Annotated in this window: 11 protein-coding genes; 9 read left to right on the top strand and 2 right to left on the bottom strand. The window is 56.1% G+C overall.

The features are described from left to right. Window positions 1–358: 358 nt before the first annotated feature. From INT21_RS16595 to INT21_RS16575, 5 genes are all read left to right on the top strand, one after another. Entirely contained in the window at window positions 359–847 is a 489-nt protein-coding gene (locus INT21_RS16595) for a (2Fe-2S)-binding protein (RefSeq protein ID WP_193061714.1), read from the top strand. Continuing rightward, entirely contained in the window at window positions 840–3,851 is a 3,012-nt protein-coding gene (locus tag INT21_RS16590) for a c-type cytochrome (protein ID WP_226912909.1), read from the top strand. The genes INT21_RS16595 and INT21_RS16590 overlap by 8 nt, the downstream gene beginning before the upstream one ends. Before the next feature lie 21 nt (window positions 3,852–3,872). After that, complete coding sequence (locus INT21_RS16585) at window positions 3,873–4,061, top strand: hypothetical protein (RefSeq protein ID WP_089039321.1); 189 nt, start codon at window positions 3,873–3,875, stop codon at window positions 4,059–4,061. Next, window positions 4,054–5,562 (top strand): sodium:solute symporter family protein, encoded by a 1,509-nt coding sequence (locus tag INT21_RS16580; protein ID WP_193061712.1) that lies wholly within the window; start codon window positions 4,054–4,056, stop codon window positions 5,560–5,562. The genes INT21_RS16585 and INT21_RS16580 overlap by 8 nt, the downstream gene beginning before the upstream one ends. A gap of 129 nt (window positions 5,563–5,691) precedes the next feature. Beyond that, complete coding sequence (locus INT21_RS16575; RefSeq protein ID WP_193061711.1) at window positions 5,692–6,723, top strand: leucyl aminopeptidase; 1,032 nt, start codon at window positions 5,692–5,694, stop codon at window positions 6,721–6,723. 63 nt (window positions 6,724–6,786) lie between these two features. On the opposite strand, the gene INT21_RS20615 is transcribed toward INT21_RS16575, so the two are convergent. Further along, on the bottom strand, window positions 6,787–6,912 hold the full coding sequence (locus INT21_RS20615) for a hypothetical protein (protein WP_264299638.1): 126 nt from the start codon (window positions 6,910–6,912) through the stop codon (window positions 6,787–6,789). A 220-nt stretch (window positions 6,913–7,132) separates the two neighbouring features. Between INT21_RS20615 and INT21_RS16570 the strand changes: the two genes are divergently transcribed. The 4 genes from INT21_RS16570 (at window position 7,133) to INT21_RS16555 (ending at window position 11,658) form a co-directional block, all read left to right on the top strand. Beyond that, complete coding sequence (locus INT21_RS16570) at window positions 7,133–8,275, top strand: ABC transporter ATP-binding protein (RefSeq protein WP_193061710.1); 1,143 nt, start codon at window positions 7,133–7,135, stop codon at window positions 8,273–8,275. 79 nt (window positions 8,276–8,354) lie between these two features. Further along, window positions 8,355–9,458 carry an extracellular solute-binding protein gene (locus INT21_RS16565; RefSeq protein WP_193061709.1) on the top strand — a complete coding sequence of 368 codons (1,104 nt, stop codon included), beginning with the start codon at window positions 8,355–8,357 and terminating at the stop codon, window positions 9,456–9,458. Window positions 9,459–9,549: 91 nt separating this feature from the next. Next, on the top strand, window positions 9,550–10,803 hold the full coding sequence (locus tag INT21_RS16560) for an ABC transporter permease (protein ID WP_232471383.1): 1,254 nt from the start codon (window positions 9,550–9,552) through the stop codon (window positions 10,801–10,803). A gap of 3 nt (window positions 10,804–10,806) precedes the next feature. Then, window positions 10,807–11,658, top strand: coding sequence for an ABC transporter permease (locus INT21_RS16555; RefSeq protein ID WP_089039316.1), 852 nt, complete (start codon window positions 10,807–10,809; stop codon window positions 11,656–11,658). A 40-nt stretch (window positions 11,659–11,698) separates the two neighbouring features. Here the strand turns inward: INT21_RS16555 and INT21_RS16550 are convergent, their stop codons facing one another. Further along, window positions 11,699–13,750: an oxidoreductase gene (locus tag INT21_RS16550; RefSeq protein WP_193061708.1), complete on the bottom strand. Its 2,052-nt coding sequence runs from the start codon at window positions 13,748–13,750 to the stop codon at window positions 11,699–11,701. Window positions 13,751–13,806: the final 56 nt, after the last annotated feature.

Raw genomic sequence — 13,806 nt, 5'->3', positions numbered from 1 at the left:
TTTTGAAATTATTTTTAAACGAAAAAAAAGCGGTGTTTTTATTTAAATATATGAATTTAATGTATTTACAGCTGTTTTTTTGGTTTTATGCAAAAACTTGAAAAACGCATCCATTGAGTGCTATACGTTTATTAGGCTTGTTTTTATAGCGTACACACCTTTAGTGCTCGGTGGGTGTTAGCTCTGCACTTAGCTGGTGCAAGTCGATTGGCCGTATATGAAAGGGAGATGAAAATAGGCTGGATGAAGGTGCTACGAAGCGTGTTTGGCAGGCAGTACTTATTAGTAATATCTAAGTCATATCCAAGCCCTATTCAGAGCAAGAGGGCGGGCTTAACAATAACGATGATGATCCCCTATGACGCTAAAGCTAACTATCAATGGGCACGAACACGAGTTGGCCGTGCCGCCACAGACACCATTGCTCAATGTGCTGCGTAACGACCTAGCGCTCAATGGGCCTAAGTATGGCTGTGGTTTGGGTGAGTGTGGGGCATGCAGCGTATTGATTGATGGCATGGCCGCACGCACCTGCGTGCTGCCCGTGTCTGCTGCTGTTGGTCATGAGGTAACCACCCTTGATGGTCTTTCCCATGGCGATGAGCTTGATCCTGTACAGCAAGCCTTTATCGATGCTCAGGCAGCCCAGTGTGGCTACTGTTTGAACGGTATGATCATCACTATTCGTGCGTTGCTAAATCATAATGCCCACCCCTCTGCGCATCAGATTCGCACCGCTTTAGAGCATAACCTCTGCCGATGTGGCACCCATGTTGAAATTCTCCAGGCAGCGGAGCGTGCCGTGGTTATTAACGCGGCCGCGTTGCAGGAGGCTTCTCATGAGTGAAGGGGCGGTGCTCCATGGCCAGCAAAAACAGGCCGACATCCCCGCGCTGCTAGAGAAGGCACGTTTTGGTGTCGTGGTGCGTCCACCTTACTACCGGTGGAATGGCGAGCGTTTTGAGAGTGATCGCTTGGTTGGCGTCGATCGCAGTAGCATTGCCTCACTCTCTGGCTCTATTGAAGTCGTGGTGGACGGGAATTTTGTGGCGGTGGTTGCCGATAGTTTGGCCTTGGCGACCGACGCCGCTAAACAGTTGAAGATTGAGTGGCAGGCCGTTCACCAGGCATCCGAAAAAGTGCCTGAAGGAGGTCAAGGGCCCTCTGAGTCGCCTCTTGTAAAGCCTAACCAGTCGTCCATGCATTCGAACCATGCGTATGGCTGGCCGAGTCGCATGCGCTGGGGCAATCACCCCAGTTGGGTAATTGCCGATTGTCGCGACCAACAATTGAGCGTGTGGGGGCAAACCGTCACCCCTGCGGCGCTGAAACAGGATTTAAGCCGGTTAACCGCGCTGGATATTAGCCAGATTGAGCTTTACAGCGCCGACGGTAAGCACGCATCAAATCAGGCCTCAGGGCTGGGTCGCCACAGCGGTGACGATGCCGCCGTGGATGCGGCGCTGATGTCGCGGACGGTGGGCGGCCCGGTAGCCGTTTGGCTCGATGCCCACTACGCCAAGGACGCTCAGGCATTAGGCCAAGCGCAGCGAATTAGCCTAAACGCAGACATTGCCAGTAGTGGTGAGATAGCCCGTTATCACTATCAGCAGGCCAACCTCACGGGGGAGGTGGCTGGCGTAGGGTTGCTGTTAAGCGGTAGGGCCGCGATAACCACCGCTAGCGCTGAGGCCACCACCGGTGAGCAAGACACAACGCCATTCTCGCCCTATGTATTTCGCGACCAATACCTTGCCGCACGCTCCCAGCCAGCGTCACTCTCCACTAATGCCACCTTGATGGGGATACAGCAGACGTTTGCGCGGGAGTCTTTTTTAGATGAGGTTGCCCGCGAGAGCGACCAAGACCCTGTCGCGCTGCGGCTTCGCCATCTTGACGATGCCCGTGGCATAGAGTTGATAGAGTCCGTGGCTAAACGGGCCGAATGGCCAAGGGCATCCAATCCATCAGCGGACGCTTTACCCCAGGATCTACTGCGCGGGCGGGGCTTTGCCTACTCGCAGTTGCCCGATCGGAATCAGCGCGTGGAATCGGGAGTGCGCTCTGCCTGGATTGCCGATGTTGAGGTCAATCGTGTTACCGGTGATGTTCAGCTTACCCGTTTGGTGGTGGGGCAGGACGCTGGCCCTGATGTGGATACTGATCGCCTTCAGCAAACGCTACAGGCCCGGGTATTGGGCGAAGCGCGCCCCCTTTTGGGGCAAGCGCCCAGTTTCGACGAGTGGGGTGACGGCAGTCGTACGCTAACGAAAAGTGACTATTCAGCGGGCTTACCAACCAGCGCTTCTTCGTCAAGCCCTGCTGAGGAGGGTGTTAATCACAGCGTCAGTAAAGATGTATTAAGCGGTGCGGAGCTATCGCCGGGTGTTGCGGTAATCGCCAATGCGCTTTTTGATGCCACCGGCCTGCGTTTTCGCCAACCACCGTTTACCGCCAAACGTGTGCGCCAGGCACTCGAAGCTTCGTCCATCGAGGAGGCAGGGCGCCCATCTACATTGAAACCGACGCGGTCAGTGAAACGTCGCTGGTTAGCCGCTGCAGCGTTTACCACCATTGCGGGCACTGCGGCCGTGGCGTGGCCGTGGAAAGGGGCCATTGCGCCTGTCTCACGGCCAGCCGCCAACCTTTATTCCGCCGAGACCATTGAACGCGGGCGACTCGTGGCGGCTGCAGGCGACTGCGCGGCGTGTCATACCACAGAGGGTGGCGTGACCAATGCCGGTGGGCGTGAATTTGAAACCCCTTTCGGGACGCTCTACAGCACTAACATTACTCCGGATGAGGCGACGGGGATTGGTCAGTGGTCTTACGCAGCCTTTGAACGCGCCATGCGCCATGGCATTAGCCGTGATGGCAGCCACCTGTATCCCGCGTTTCCCTATACGGCGTTTGCCAAGACCAGTGATGCCGATTTACAGGCGCTTTACGCCTACTTAATGGCTCAACCTCCTGTCGCGACTGAAAAAAACGCCAATGCGCTCACGTTCCCCTTCAGCGTGCGTAGCTTAATGGCAGGCTGGAATACGCTTTATCACGATGCAACCCCTTTCCAGCCTGACCCCATGCAAAGCGAACTGTATAACCGGGGAGCCTATCTCGCCGAAGGGTTGGGCCACTGCAGCGCCTGCCATAGTCCCCGCAATGCCATGGGGGCTGAGAAAAACGGCGAGGCGTATTTTGCCGGTGCCTTTGTAGATGGTTGGGAAGCACCACCGCTTAATACGCTGTCGCGTGCGCCCATCCCGTGGAGTGAAGCATCGCTCTACGACTATCTGCGCCACGGTGAATCTGAGTTTCACGGCGTTGCCTCTGGCCCTATGGCCCCGGTGGTAGCGGGGTTGGCGGAGCTACCTGAATACGATGTGCGGGCGATTGCTCACTATGTGGCCGCCCAAATGCAGGCACCAACCGGGAATAGCGATGCGGCGATGGCGGACGCTACGCAGCGCGTAACCAGTACAGCCGTTAGCTCAACAGGGCTGGAGGCAGGGGAGCGGCTCTTCGAGGGCGCCTGTGCGGCGTGCCATGTCGATTCTGGCGTTCCTACCTTTTCGAGGGCGAGCACTAATCTGGCGCTGAATACCAATTTGCACAGCGACCATCCCGATAACGTTATTCAGTCAATTTTGGGCGGTGTTCATGCCGAACACGTCCCCGGTATCGGCAGCATGCCAGGCTTTGCCGACAGCTTTAGTAATACCCAGGTCGCTGATTTGACGACCTATCTCCGAGCGCGCTTTGCTCCTGAGAAAGCACCTTGGCAACAAGTAAAACAACGCATCACAGAGTTACGCCAGCCTCACTACAACAACACTCACTCTACTCCCTGACGTAATAAAACGAGGTGGATTATGAAACGCAGTAAATGGATATGGCTAGTATGGGCAGTTGTCCTGCTGAGCTACCTAGTGCCTTACACCCTCCTAAGCGGGGTCGCGTTCTGGTACGGCAGCTTCCTGTTTTGGATGTTGGCAGGGCTGATCATCATTGCGCTGAATGTGTTTATCACTAAAGATTTTGAGGAGCACAGCAATGACTGAGTCACTCATCTGGTGGTCCATTGCCATCTATTTATTGATCGCTATTGGCATTGCGATCATGTCTCGCCAAGGCCCTTCCGAAAGTATGTCGGGATACTTCCTGGGTAACCGACAAATGAACGGCTTTGTCTCGGCGCTGAGTTACAGTGCCACTACCTACAGTGCTTTTATGATGGTGGGCTTGGCAGGTCTTACCTATGCCGGCGGCGTGGGAGCGCTCGGTTTTGAAATCATCTATTTTGCCGGTGTATCGCTTGTGGCTATCTTCGGGCCAAAATTCTGGGCGGTGGGCAAGAAGTTTGGCTTTGTCACCCCCAGCGAAATGTTGGGCCACCGCTACAACAGCAAACATGTGGCCATGGCTGTCTCGATTGCCAGTTGTATCTTCCTGATTCCCTATTCAGCCGTTCAGCTCGCAGGTGTCGGTTACCTGTTACAGGGGATTACTGATGGCGCGATTACTTTTACGACTGGGGTGGTACTGGCCACTGCCATTGCCATCTTCTTCTCCTATATCGCGGGCATTCGTTCGGTGATGTGGACCGACTCGCTCCAGGCCATCATGATGATTGTTGCCTCAACCCTGGTGGCCTTCTTGGTGATCCAAGGCCTGGGTGGTTTCGGCGCACTATTCGATACGCTGGCAACGGAACATCCACAGTCGCTGACGGTGCCCGGCCCTGGCTTGTTCAGCTTTGTCACTTTCCTGGGGCTTACTATTCCCTGGTTCTTCTTTAGCATTTCCAACCCGCAGGTCAGTCAACGCCTGTTTATGCCTTCCTCGCTGCGCTCCATGCGCCACATGCTGATTGGCTTCCTGGTATTTGGTTTTATCTACACCATGGTCTCTGTGCTTTGGGGCTTCTCTGCTTTAGCCGCATTCCCAAGTCTTGCAAGTGCAGATTTAGCCACGCCTACGCTGCTGGCCTCGGAGTTTGTACCGCCAGTATTAGGGGTGATCGTGATGATCGGCATCATGGCGGCTGCGGTCTCTACTATCGATTCGATCATGCTGACCTTGGCCTCTATGGTTTCCCGCGACGTCTATGCCAACGTCAAACCGAACGTCAGTGAAAAGCGCCAACTGCTGGTGGGCAAGTTCGTGGTGCCAGTGATCGCACTAATGGCGCTGGCCTTTGCCGAGCTGCAGCTTGACCTTATTGCAGTGCTGTCGGTGGCCGCTTCCTCCGGTCTGGTAGCGATGGTGCCGGCACTTACCGGTGCCTTCTATTGGAAGCGCGGTACTGGCGTCGGTGCACTGGTAAGCGTAGTGGGCACCAGCGCCTTTGTGCTGTTGATGTATGCCACTGGCAATTCTCTATTGGGCCTACCCGCTGGCGTTTGGGGCATTGTGGTCGCTAGTGTGCTGTTTGTTGGCGTTAGCCTTATGACCAAACCTCATCAAGCCTCTTCGGACGCCTTCTTTACCGCCATCTCGGAAGAGCTGAGTAAAAAGAGCCGTACTACCACCGATCAAGCGACGAAAGAAGCGGCTGCCTAATTGACGTTCAGCTTTGAACCGATAACACCACAGAGCGCTTGGTGTGCCCAAAGGTGAGCACGAGCGCTCTCAGCTAACACTCCCCAGTATGCTATAGCTGTGCTTTCGCCTGGGGAGTTAGGAGTATGTATGGATCACGCAAGCTTTGCCGAAATTTGCCTCCATCAGCTAAAAATGTCCGGCGTACATGAAGGCGAAAAACTCGTCGTACTGACCCAGGGTAGCGAACGCCTTAATTATGCGGATGCCTTTATGGCGGCGGGACAGCGTTTAGGCGCCAATATGTACCACATGCGGTTACCCGCGCCGTTACCTACCGGTGGCTGGGCCGTGGGAACAACGGGGCTTGCTAGCATGCCCGATGCGGTGGAAGCGCTGAAAAACTGCGACATGTTGATCGATTGTATTTTCCTGCTGTTCTCTCCCGAGCAAATGGCGATCCAAGCCGCGGGTACGCGCATCTTGACGGCGGTTGAACCGCCAGAATTACTGGCCAGAATGTTGCCCACCAAGGAACTAAGGGAAAAGGTTGAACTGGCCGCCGCGCTGCTGGAAAAAGCCAAAGTGATGCGCATCACCTCGCGCCATGGCACTGATGTCACCTATCAACTGAATACTTATGAGACGGTTGCTGAATATGCCTGTACTGACGAACCGGGGCGTTGGGATCACTGGCCCTCTGGCTTTGTGTTTACCGGAGGGGATGACGATGGCGTTGATGGCACCATTGTGGTGGCGCCGGGCGATATTCTGCTACCCCAGAACATATATGTCAGAGAGCCCATTACCTACACCATTGAAAAGGGCTGGATTACCGGCATACGCGGTGGGCTCGATGCGGAGCTAGTGAAATCCTATATGGATAGCTTTAACGACCCGCGCGGCATGGGCATGAGCCATGTTGGCTGGGGCATGAACCCGAACGCCAAATGGCACCGCATGGTGCCGGGGGAGTTCCCGGGGGGCATGGGGATGGAGCCGCGCAGCTTTTATGGCAACGTGATGTTCTCCACCGGCCCGAACAGCGAGCTAGGTGGCACAAATGATACCGCCTGCCACTTGGATATCCCGATGCGTAATTGCTCATTGTTTCTTGATGATGAACCCATCGTGATTGATGGTGATATTGTCGTAAAAGAGCTGCAGATGGACAGAAACTGACAGGCAAGCAATACATAGTGCGAAGAATGGTGCGAAGATGAACGCAACGATGCCATTGTACGTTTAAGTATGCCGCTTGCCGCTTGCCGCTTGCCGCTTGCCGCTTGCCGCTTGAATATGACCTAACCGATAGCGCCGCTCCTGTCCATGGGGGAATCCTCCATGGGCATTGCTGTGTCTCGATGCCAAAAGATATCTCCCATAGTTGACTTTGCTATGCCTATGTTAGGTTGATATTCAACGCTAATTGTCCTCCCCGGAAATTGTAATGCGCTACAAACTCACCTTATGGTCATTAATAAGTATTAGGAAAAAAATATAAACCAATAGGGGGCCCGGGGATGTGTGGAGGTATGTGTTGAATCGAGCACTTACCTTGGCGCAACGGGACTTTTACCGGGGAATGTGTATGAATGAGACCCTTGCAGATGCTGGGGGCACGACGGCGGCAGCGGCAGAAGTGCCGTCGAGTTTTGCCCGCTTCGTCAATGTCCAAAAGAGCTATGACGGTGTTGAACTGGTCGTCAAGGACTTCAATCTTGATATCCGCAAGGGTGAATTCGTCACCCTGCTAGGCCCTTCGGGCTCTGGAAAGACCACCTGTCTGATGATGATGGCAGGCTTCGAAACCCCCACCCATGGTGAGATTCTACTCAACGACGAGCCAATTAGTGGCTTGCCGCCGCACAAGCGTGGCATTGGCATGGTCTTCCAGAACTATGCGTTATTCCCGCACATGACGGTGGCCGAGAATCTTGCTTTCCCGCTTGAGGTGCGCCATCTCAGCAAAGCGGAGATCAAGGAGAAAGTGGCTAAGGCACTGGCCATGGTACGCCTGGAAGAGTTTGGTGATCGCCGCCCGGCGCAGCTCTCTGGCGGCCAGCAGCAACGGGTGGCATTGGCTCGTGCGCTGGTCTTTGAGCCTGATCTGGTGCTGATGGACGAACCGCTGGGCGCGCTGGACAAGAATCTTCGCGAAGAGATGCAGTACGAGATTAAGCGCATTCACGCCCGTCTTGGGGTAACCATGATTTACGTCACCCACGACCAGACCGAAGCACTGACCATGTCTGACCGGATTGCGGTCTTCAACGATGGCATTGTGCAGCAGTTGGCCTCTCCGGACGAACTCTACGAACGACCGGAAAATGCCTTTGTGGCGTATTTCATCGGCGAGAACAACCGCTTGGTGGGTGACGTTATCGAGCACCTCGGTAGTGACTGCAAGGTGCGCCTGGATAGCGGCGACATGGTGATTGCCAAAGCGGTGGCGTCGGGCGACGTAGGCTCGCGTACGACGCTATCACTGAGACCCGAGCGGGTCAGCATCCTGCCGGATGATACCGACGGCGCGCAGTTCGACAACCAGTTCACTGCTACGGTGCAGGAGGTTATCTACCTTGGCGACCATCTACGCACGCGGGTGTCGGTGTGCGGTAACGAGGACTTTATTTTGAAAACGCCCAATGCCCAAGGGTGTGGGGTGATGCGCCCCGGCCAGCAAATTCAGGTTGGTTGGTCGAGTGCCGATTGCCGCGCGTTGGATGCATGAGCCGGACGGCAGTCAAGTGCGCCGTTTCTCGGTACCTGATGGTGCCGGCGGCGATGACAACAGCAAACGGAGAATCTCTATGAAAATCAGCAATCGCGTTGTTAAGACAAGTATCGCTGCCGTGGGGATGTCGGCACTTGCCGTGGCGGTTAGTGCCCATGCTCAGCAGACGCTGAATATTGTTTCTTGGGGCGGTGCTTACAGCATGAGCCAGCACGAGGCTTACGATAAGCCGTGGATAGAGAAGACGGGTGACGAGATTGTCAATATCGACCGCAGTGGTAACGCTTTGGCCGGTCTGCGTGCTCAATCTCAGGCTGGCAACGTGACCTGGGATTTAGTCGACATGCTCCCCGCCGATGCCATGATCGCTTGTGACGAAGGGCTTATCGAGCCCCTCGACCACGATGAGCTGCTGGCCGACGCCCCGGATGGCACGCCGCCAAGTGAGGACTTCGTCGAGGGGGGCTTGGGGGACTGCTTTGTGGCGTCCATCGTCTATTCCAATATTGTCGCCTTCAATAGCGAGATGTTCCCAGAGGACGCTCAGCCCAGCACCATCGAGGATGTCTTCGACCTGGAGAACTACCCCGGCAAGCGGGCTCTGCTGCGCAAGCCAATTAACAATATGGAATGGGCCTTGATTGCCGATGGTGTCGAGCGTGATGAGGTCTACGCCATGCTTGAGACCGAAGAAGGCGTGCAGCGTGCCTTCGACAAGCTGGATACCATCAAGGATGAAGTCATCTGGTGGGAAGAGGGTGCCCAGCCGCCTCAGCTGTTGGCCGATCAGGAAGTCGCCTTTGCCTCCGCCTACAATGGTCGGATCTTCAATGCCATGGTCACTGAAGACCAACCCTTCGAGATCATTTGGGATGCGCAGGTGTTCGAGCTAGATGGCTGGGTTGTGCCCACCGGCAAGCTCGACAAGGTGAAGGATTATCTCCATTTCGCCACCGATACCCAGCGACTCGCCGATCAGGCTCAGTACATTTCCTATGGCCCGGCACGTCTTTCTTCCTCTGAGCTGGTGTCCACCCATGCCGAAACCGGTATCGATATGACGCCGCACATGCCAACCCACGAACCTAACTTCGCAACGGCACTGCAAAAAGATGACCTGTTTTGGGCTGACTACAACGATGAGCTGACCCAGCGCTTTAACGCCTGGCTATCCCAGTAAGGCGCTGCCGCCGTCCGTCGACAATCGGGCGGCGGCATAACCGATAGCCGATCGTTGCTGATCGCTTTTCTTGCCTGACGGAGAGATCTACGTGTCCGAACCGCTTGCAGCTCCTCTGACAACGGCCGATGGCGTGCCGCTCAAGGTTAGCCTGCGTCGCACCGTACGACGCTCGAAAATCAAGGCGCTGCTGCTGGTTGCGCCGCTACTGGCATTCCTGTTTATCGCCTTTCTGATGCCCTTGTTCGAAATGCTGTGGCGCAGTGTCGATAACCCTGAAGTGTCTACCCATCTATCACGAACCGTTTCAGCGCTGGAAGGCTGGAATGGGGAGTCATTACCCGATGAAGCCGCCTTTGCCGCCTTGGCTGAGGACCTTCGTGTCGGACAGCAGGAACGCAACCTGGGGTTGTTGTCCAGCCGGCTGAACTATGAAAAGTCGGGCATGCGTTCGACCATTAGCCGCACGGCGCGACGTGTTGGTAGGCTGGAACCGCCGTATCGCGAGTCTCTGATCGAGGTCAACGATACCTGGGGAGAACTCGATACCTGGAAGCTGATCCAGCGTGAGGCGTCGCCCTACACCATTTCGTATTATCTGGCAGCGGTCGACCGTCAGTTGAACGCGGACGGCGAGATCGCCAAAGTGCCGGAACATATGCAGATCCACGCCACCCTGTTTTGGCGAACGCTATGGATGAGCGCTGTCATCACGGGCCTGACGCTAGCGCTCGGTTTTCCGGTGGCCTTTCTGCTGGCGAACCTGCCGACGCGTCACTCCAATCTGCTGATGATCCTGGTACTGCTACCGTTCTGGACCTCGCTGCTGGTGCGCACCACTACCTGGATTGCCATCCTGCAGTCGCAGGGGGTGCTCAATGACGTGATGGTAGCCCTCGGCGTGATCGCCGATGAGGCGAGGTGGCAGATGATCCACAACAAGATGGGCACGATCATCGCCATGACGCATATTCTGCTGCCTTTCATGATTCTACCGCTTTACTCGGTGATGAAGACCATTCCACCCAGCTATATGCGCGCCGCGCGCTCGTTGGGCGGCAAGCCGTTTCTCAGTTTTCGTCGAGTCTATTTTCCGCTGACCATCCCAGGCATCGCCGCTGGTGGCATCTTGGTATTCATACTGTCGATTGGCTACTACATCACACCGGCGTTGGTGGGTGGGCAGTCGGGTCGCTTCATCACTAATTACATCGCCTACCATATGCAGACATCGCTCAACTGGGGACTGGCGGCTGCGATTGCCTCCATCCTGCTGTTCGTGGTGATTATCTGTTATTTGGTATTCAATCGTCTGATCGGCGTCGACAAGGTCAAGCTGGGGTAAACGATGGCTATTCCTTCCTACGCCACCCGTGGCGAGCGCATTTGGCATTACATCTTTCTGGCTATCTGCGGCCTGGTGTTCCTATTCCTGATCGGGCCGCTATTGGTGATCATACCGCTGTCATTCAACGCGCAGCCCTACTTCACCTTCAGTAAGGAAATGCTGACTTTCGACCCAGCCGGTTATTCGTTGCGCTGGTATCAGGACTTCTTTACATCGAGTGAGTGGCTCAATGCCATCAAGAACAGCTTTATCATCGGTATTGCGTCCACGCTGCTAGCCACAGTGCTAGGGACGGTGGCGGCGTTAGGGTTGTCGAGTCGGCATATGCCAGCGCGTGGCGCGATCATGGCGCTGTTGATCTCGCCGATGATCGTGCCGTTGATCATCTCAGCGGCGGCGATGTTTTTCTTTTTTTCCAAGGTCAATCTCGCCCAGACCTACGTAGGCGTGATCCTGGCCCACACGGCGCTCGGCATTCCCTTCGTGGTCATCACCGTAACCGCTACGCTATCGAGCTTCGACACCACGCTGATCCGCGCGGCGCATAGCCTCGGCGCTAACCCGACACGGACCTTCTTTAAGGTGGTGCTGCCACTGGTAACACCAGGGGTGGTATCAGGAGCGTTGTTTGCTTTCATTACGTCCTTCGACGAGGTGGTGGTGGTGCTGTTCATTGCCGGGCCCGAGCAACGTACCATGCCGATTCAGATGTGGTCGGGCATTCGCGAGCAGATCAGCCCAACGATTCTCGCTGTGGCGACCCTGCTGGTGCTGCTCTCGATGCTGCTGCTTACCACACTTGAGCTGCTACGCCGTCGCAGTGAGCGTCTGCGGGGGCTCTCTCCCGACTAAGCCCAAGCAGCGTTTTTACCGCGCCGGTTTGATGCGAAAACTAAAGGTCTTTGACCAACCTAAGCGCGTCGTAGATGGCCGCGTGAGTATTGCGGGACTCGACGGCATCACCGATACGGAACAGTTGGAAGCTGCCATCCGGATTGCGCGTTATGCTCTGGGGGGCGCCCACGATTAGGTCATCGTAATTCACCTCGCCGCGGTTGCTGGAGTGCGGCTTTAGCTCAAAATAGAGTTCGGCCATCGGTGTAATGCCGTAGTTGACCACCACTTGGTCGATGCGCCGCTCATACCCCTTATCCTGCTGGCCGTGAACAACATAATCGCTGGTGATTTCGGCGAGCAGTTGGTTGCCGTCGCGCTGCACGGACTTCAGTCGGTAAGTCGGTGTGAATATGACGTTGGCGCGCTGTAGGGAGCGCATGTAGGGCACCAGGTTCATGGCCATGATCTCTGCGGAGAAGGTGCGGTCCGGCGTCATAATCTCAAGCTCTGCTCCCGTGGCGGCAATGATCTCTGCCGCCTGCAAGGCGGCATGGTCGCCTGCATCGTCGAACAGTAATACCCGCTTGCCCGGCGGCACGTGCCCGGAAAGAATGTCCCAGGTGTTGATCACTAAGTCGTGGCCGACGGTGGGTTGGTCTTCCATGGGGTAGCCGCCGGTGGCCACGATCACCACATCAGGTTTTTCGGCGAGCACGTCCTCGGCTTCGGCCCAGACGTTGTAGCGGATCTCGACACCGAGTGCCTCGCAGCGCGACAGACGCCAATCGATGATGCCCAGCATCTCGCGACGTCGCTCACTCTGCGCCGTGAGCCGTATCTGCCCTCCAGCATCGCTGGCAGCTTCTAATATCACCACCGAATGGCCACGCTCGCCGGCAACACGAGCGGCTTCTAATCCCGCTGGACCTGCGCCGATAATGACGACTCGCCGTTGCTGTGCCGCTTTGGAAATGGTGTGGGGCATGCTGGTTTCACGCCCGGTGGCCGCGTTATGGATGCAGTAGGCGGCACCGCCTTGATAGATGCGGTCAAGGCAGTAGTTGGCGCCAACGCAGGGGCGGATCTCTTCCTCTCGCCCCTCTACGATTTTGCGCACGATGTGCGGGTCGGCCATGTGGGCACGGGTCATGCCGATGATGTCGACCTTGCCGGAGGCGATGGCATAACGGGCAGTGGCGACATCCTGGATCTTGGCGCCATGAAAAGTGGGGAAATCGGTCTCACGACGTATTTCTCCGGCAAAATCCAGGTGCGGGGCGCTGGGCATGCCTTGGATGGGAATCACGTCGGTGAGCCCCGCGTCGGTGTCGATGTGGCCGCGAACCACGTTGAGGAAGTCTATCAGGCCGCTACTCTTCAAGCGTCGTGAGATCTCCAGCCCATCACTGGATGTCAGTCCACCCGATAGCATTTCGTCGCCGGTATAGCGAACGCCGACGATGAACGCCTCACCAACTCGCTGGCGAATGGCGCGCAGCACGTCAAAGGTGAAACGCAGTCGGTTATCGAGATCCCCACCATAAGGTTCCTCTAAGGTATTGGTCAGTGGCGACCAAAACTGATCCATCAGGTGGCCGTAGGCCTGCAGCTCGATGCCATCGAGACCGGCAGCGTGCATGCGTTCGGCAGCATCGGCGTAGTCACGGATCAAACGTTCGATATCCCAGTCCTCGACCTGTTTGGGAAAGGCGCGGTGGGATGCCTCGCGGCGATGCGAAGGCGACACTGCTGGCAACCAGTCACCTTTGTCCCAGCGGGTACGTCGGCCCAAGTGAGTCAGTTGGATCATTACCGCGGTACCGTGCTCGTGGCAGGCATCGGTCAGCTCACGCATCCAAGGTACGACTTCATCCTTATAGGCGAGAATATTGTTGAACACCGGCGGGCTGTCTTTTGCTACCGCCGCGGATCCTGCCGTCATGGTCAGGCCAAGACCTGCCTTGGCCCGTTCGACGTGGTAGGCACGGTAGAGTGCTTTGGGCATCCCATCCTCAGGATAAGCGGGCTCATGAGCTGTCATCATAAGCCTGTTTTTTAGGGTCAGGTGTTTGAGTTGGAAGGGCTGCAACAGCGGATCGTTAGCCATGGGTAGCACTCTATTTTGTTGTGTATTTAACAAAGTTAGGTGCCGATGTTCATATC

It is taken from the genome of Halomonas sp. 3F2F (assembly GCF_014897805.1).
GTDB lineage: Bacteria > Pseudomonadota > Gammaproteobacteria > Pseudomonadales > Halomonadaceae > Vreelandella.
Note: the sequence above shows the minus strand (reverse complement) of the source record. Positions and strands in the feature narration are given on the sequence as shown.

Coding starts and splice junctions, on each gene's coding strand:
- INT21_RS16575 (WP_193061711.1), top strand. CDS start 5,692: ATGGATCACGCAAGCTTTGCCGAAATTTGCCTCCATCAGCTAAAAATG.
- INT21_RS16595 (WP_193061714.1), top strand. CDS start 359: ATGACGCTAAAGCTAACTATCAATGGGCACGAACACGAGTTGGCCGTG.
- INT21_RS16565 (WP_193061709.1), top strand. CDS start 8,355: ATGAAAATCAGCAATCGCGTTGTTAAGACAAGTATCGCTGCCGTGGGG.
- INT21_RS16550 (WP_193061708.1), bottom strand. CDS start 13,750: ATGGCTAACGATCCGCTGTTGCAGCCCTTCCAACTCAAACACCTGACC.
- INT21_RS16570 (WP_193061710.1), top strand. CDS start 7,133: ATGAATGAGACCCTTGCAGATGCTGGGGGCACGACGGCGGCAGCGGCA.
- INT21_RS16590 (WP_226912909.1), top strand. CDS start 840: ATGAGTGAAGGGGCGGTGCTCCATGGCCAGCAAAAACAGGCCGACATC.
- INT21_RS16555 (WP_089039316.1), top strand. CDS start 10,807: ATGGCTATTCCTTCCTACGCCACCCGTGGCGAGCGCATTTGGCATTAC.
- INT21_RS16580 (WP_193061712.1), top strand. CDS start 4,054: ATGACTGAGTCACTCATCTGGTGGTCCATTGCCATCTATTTATTGATC.
- INT21_RS16585 (WP_089039321.1), top strand. CDS start 3,873: ATGAAACGCAGTAAATGGATATGGCTAGTATGGGCAGTTGTCCTGCTG.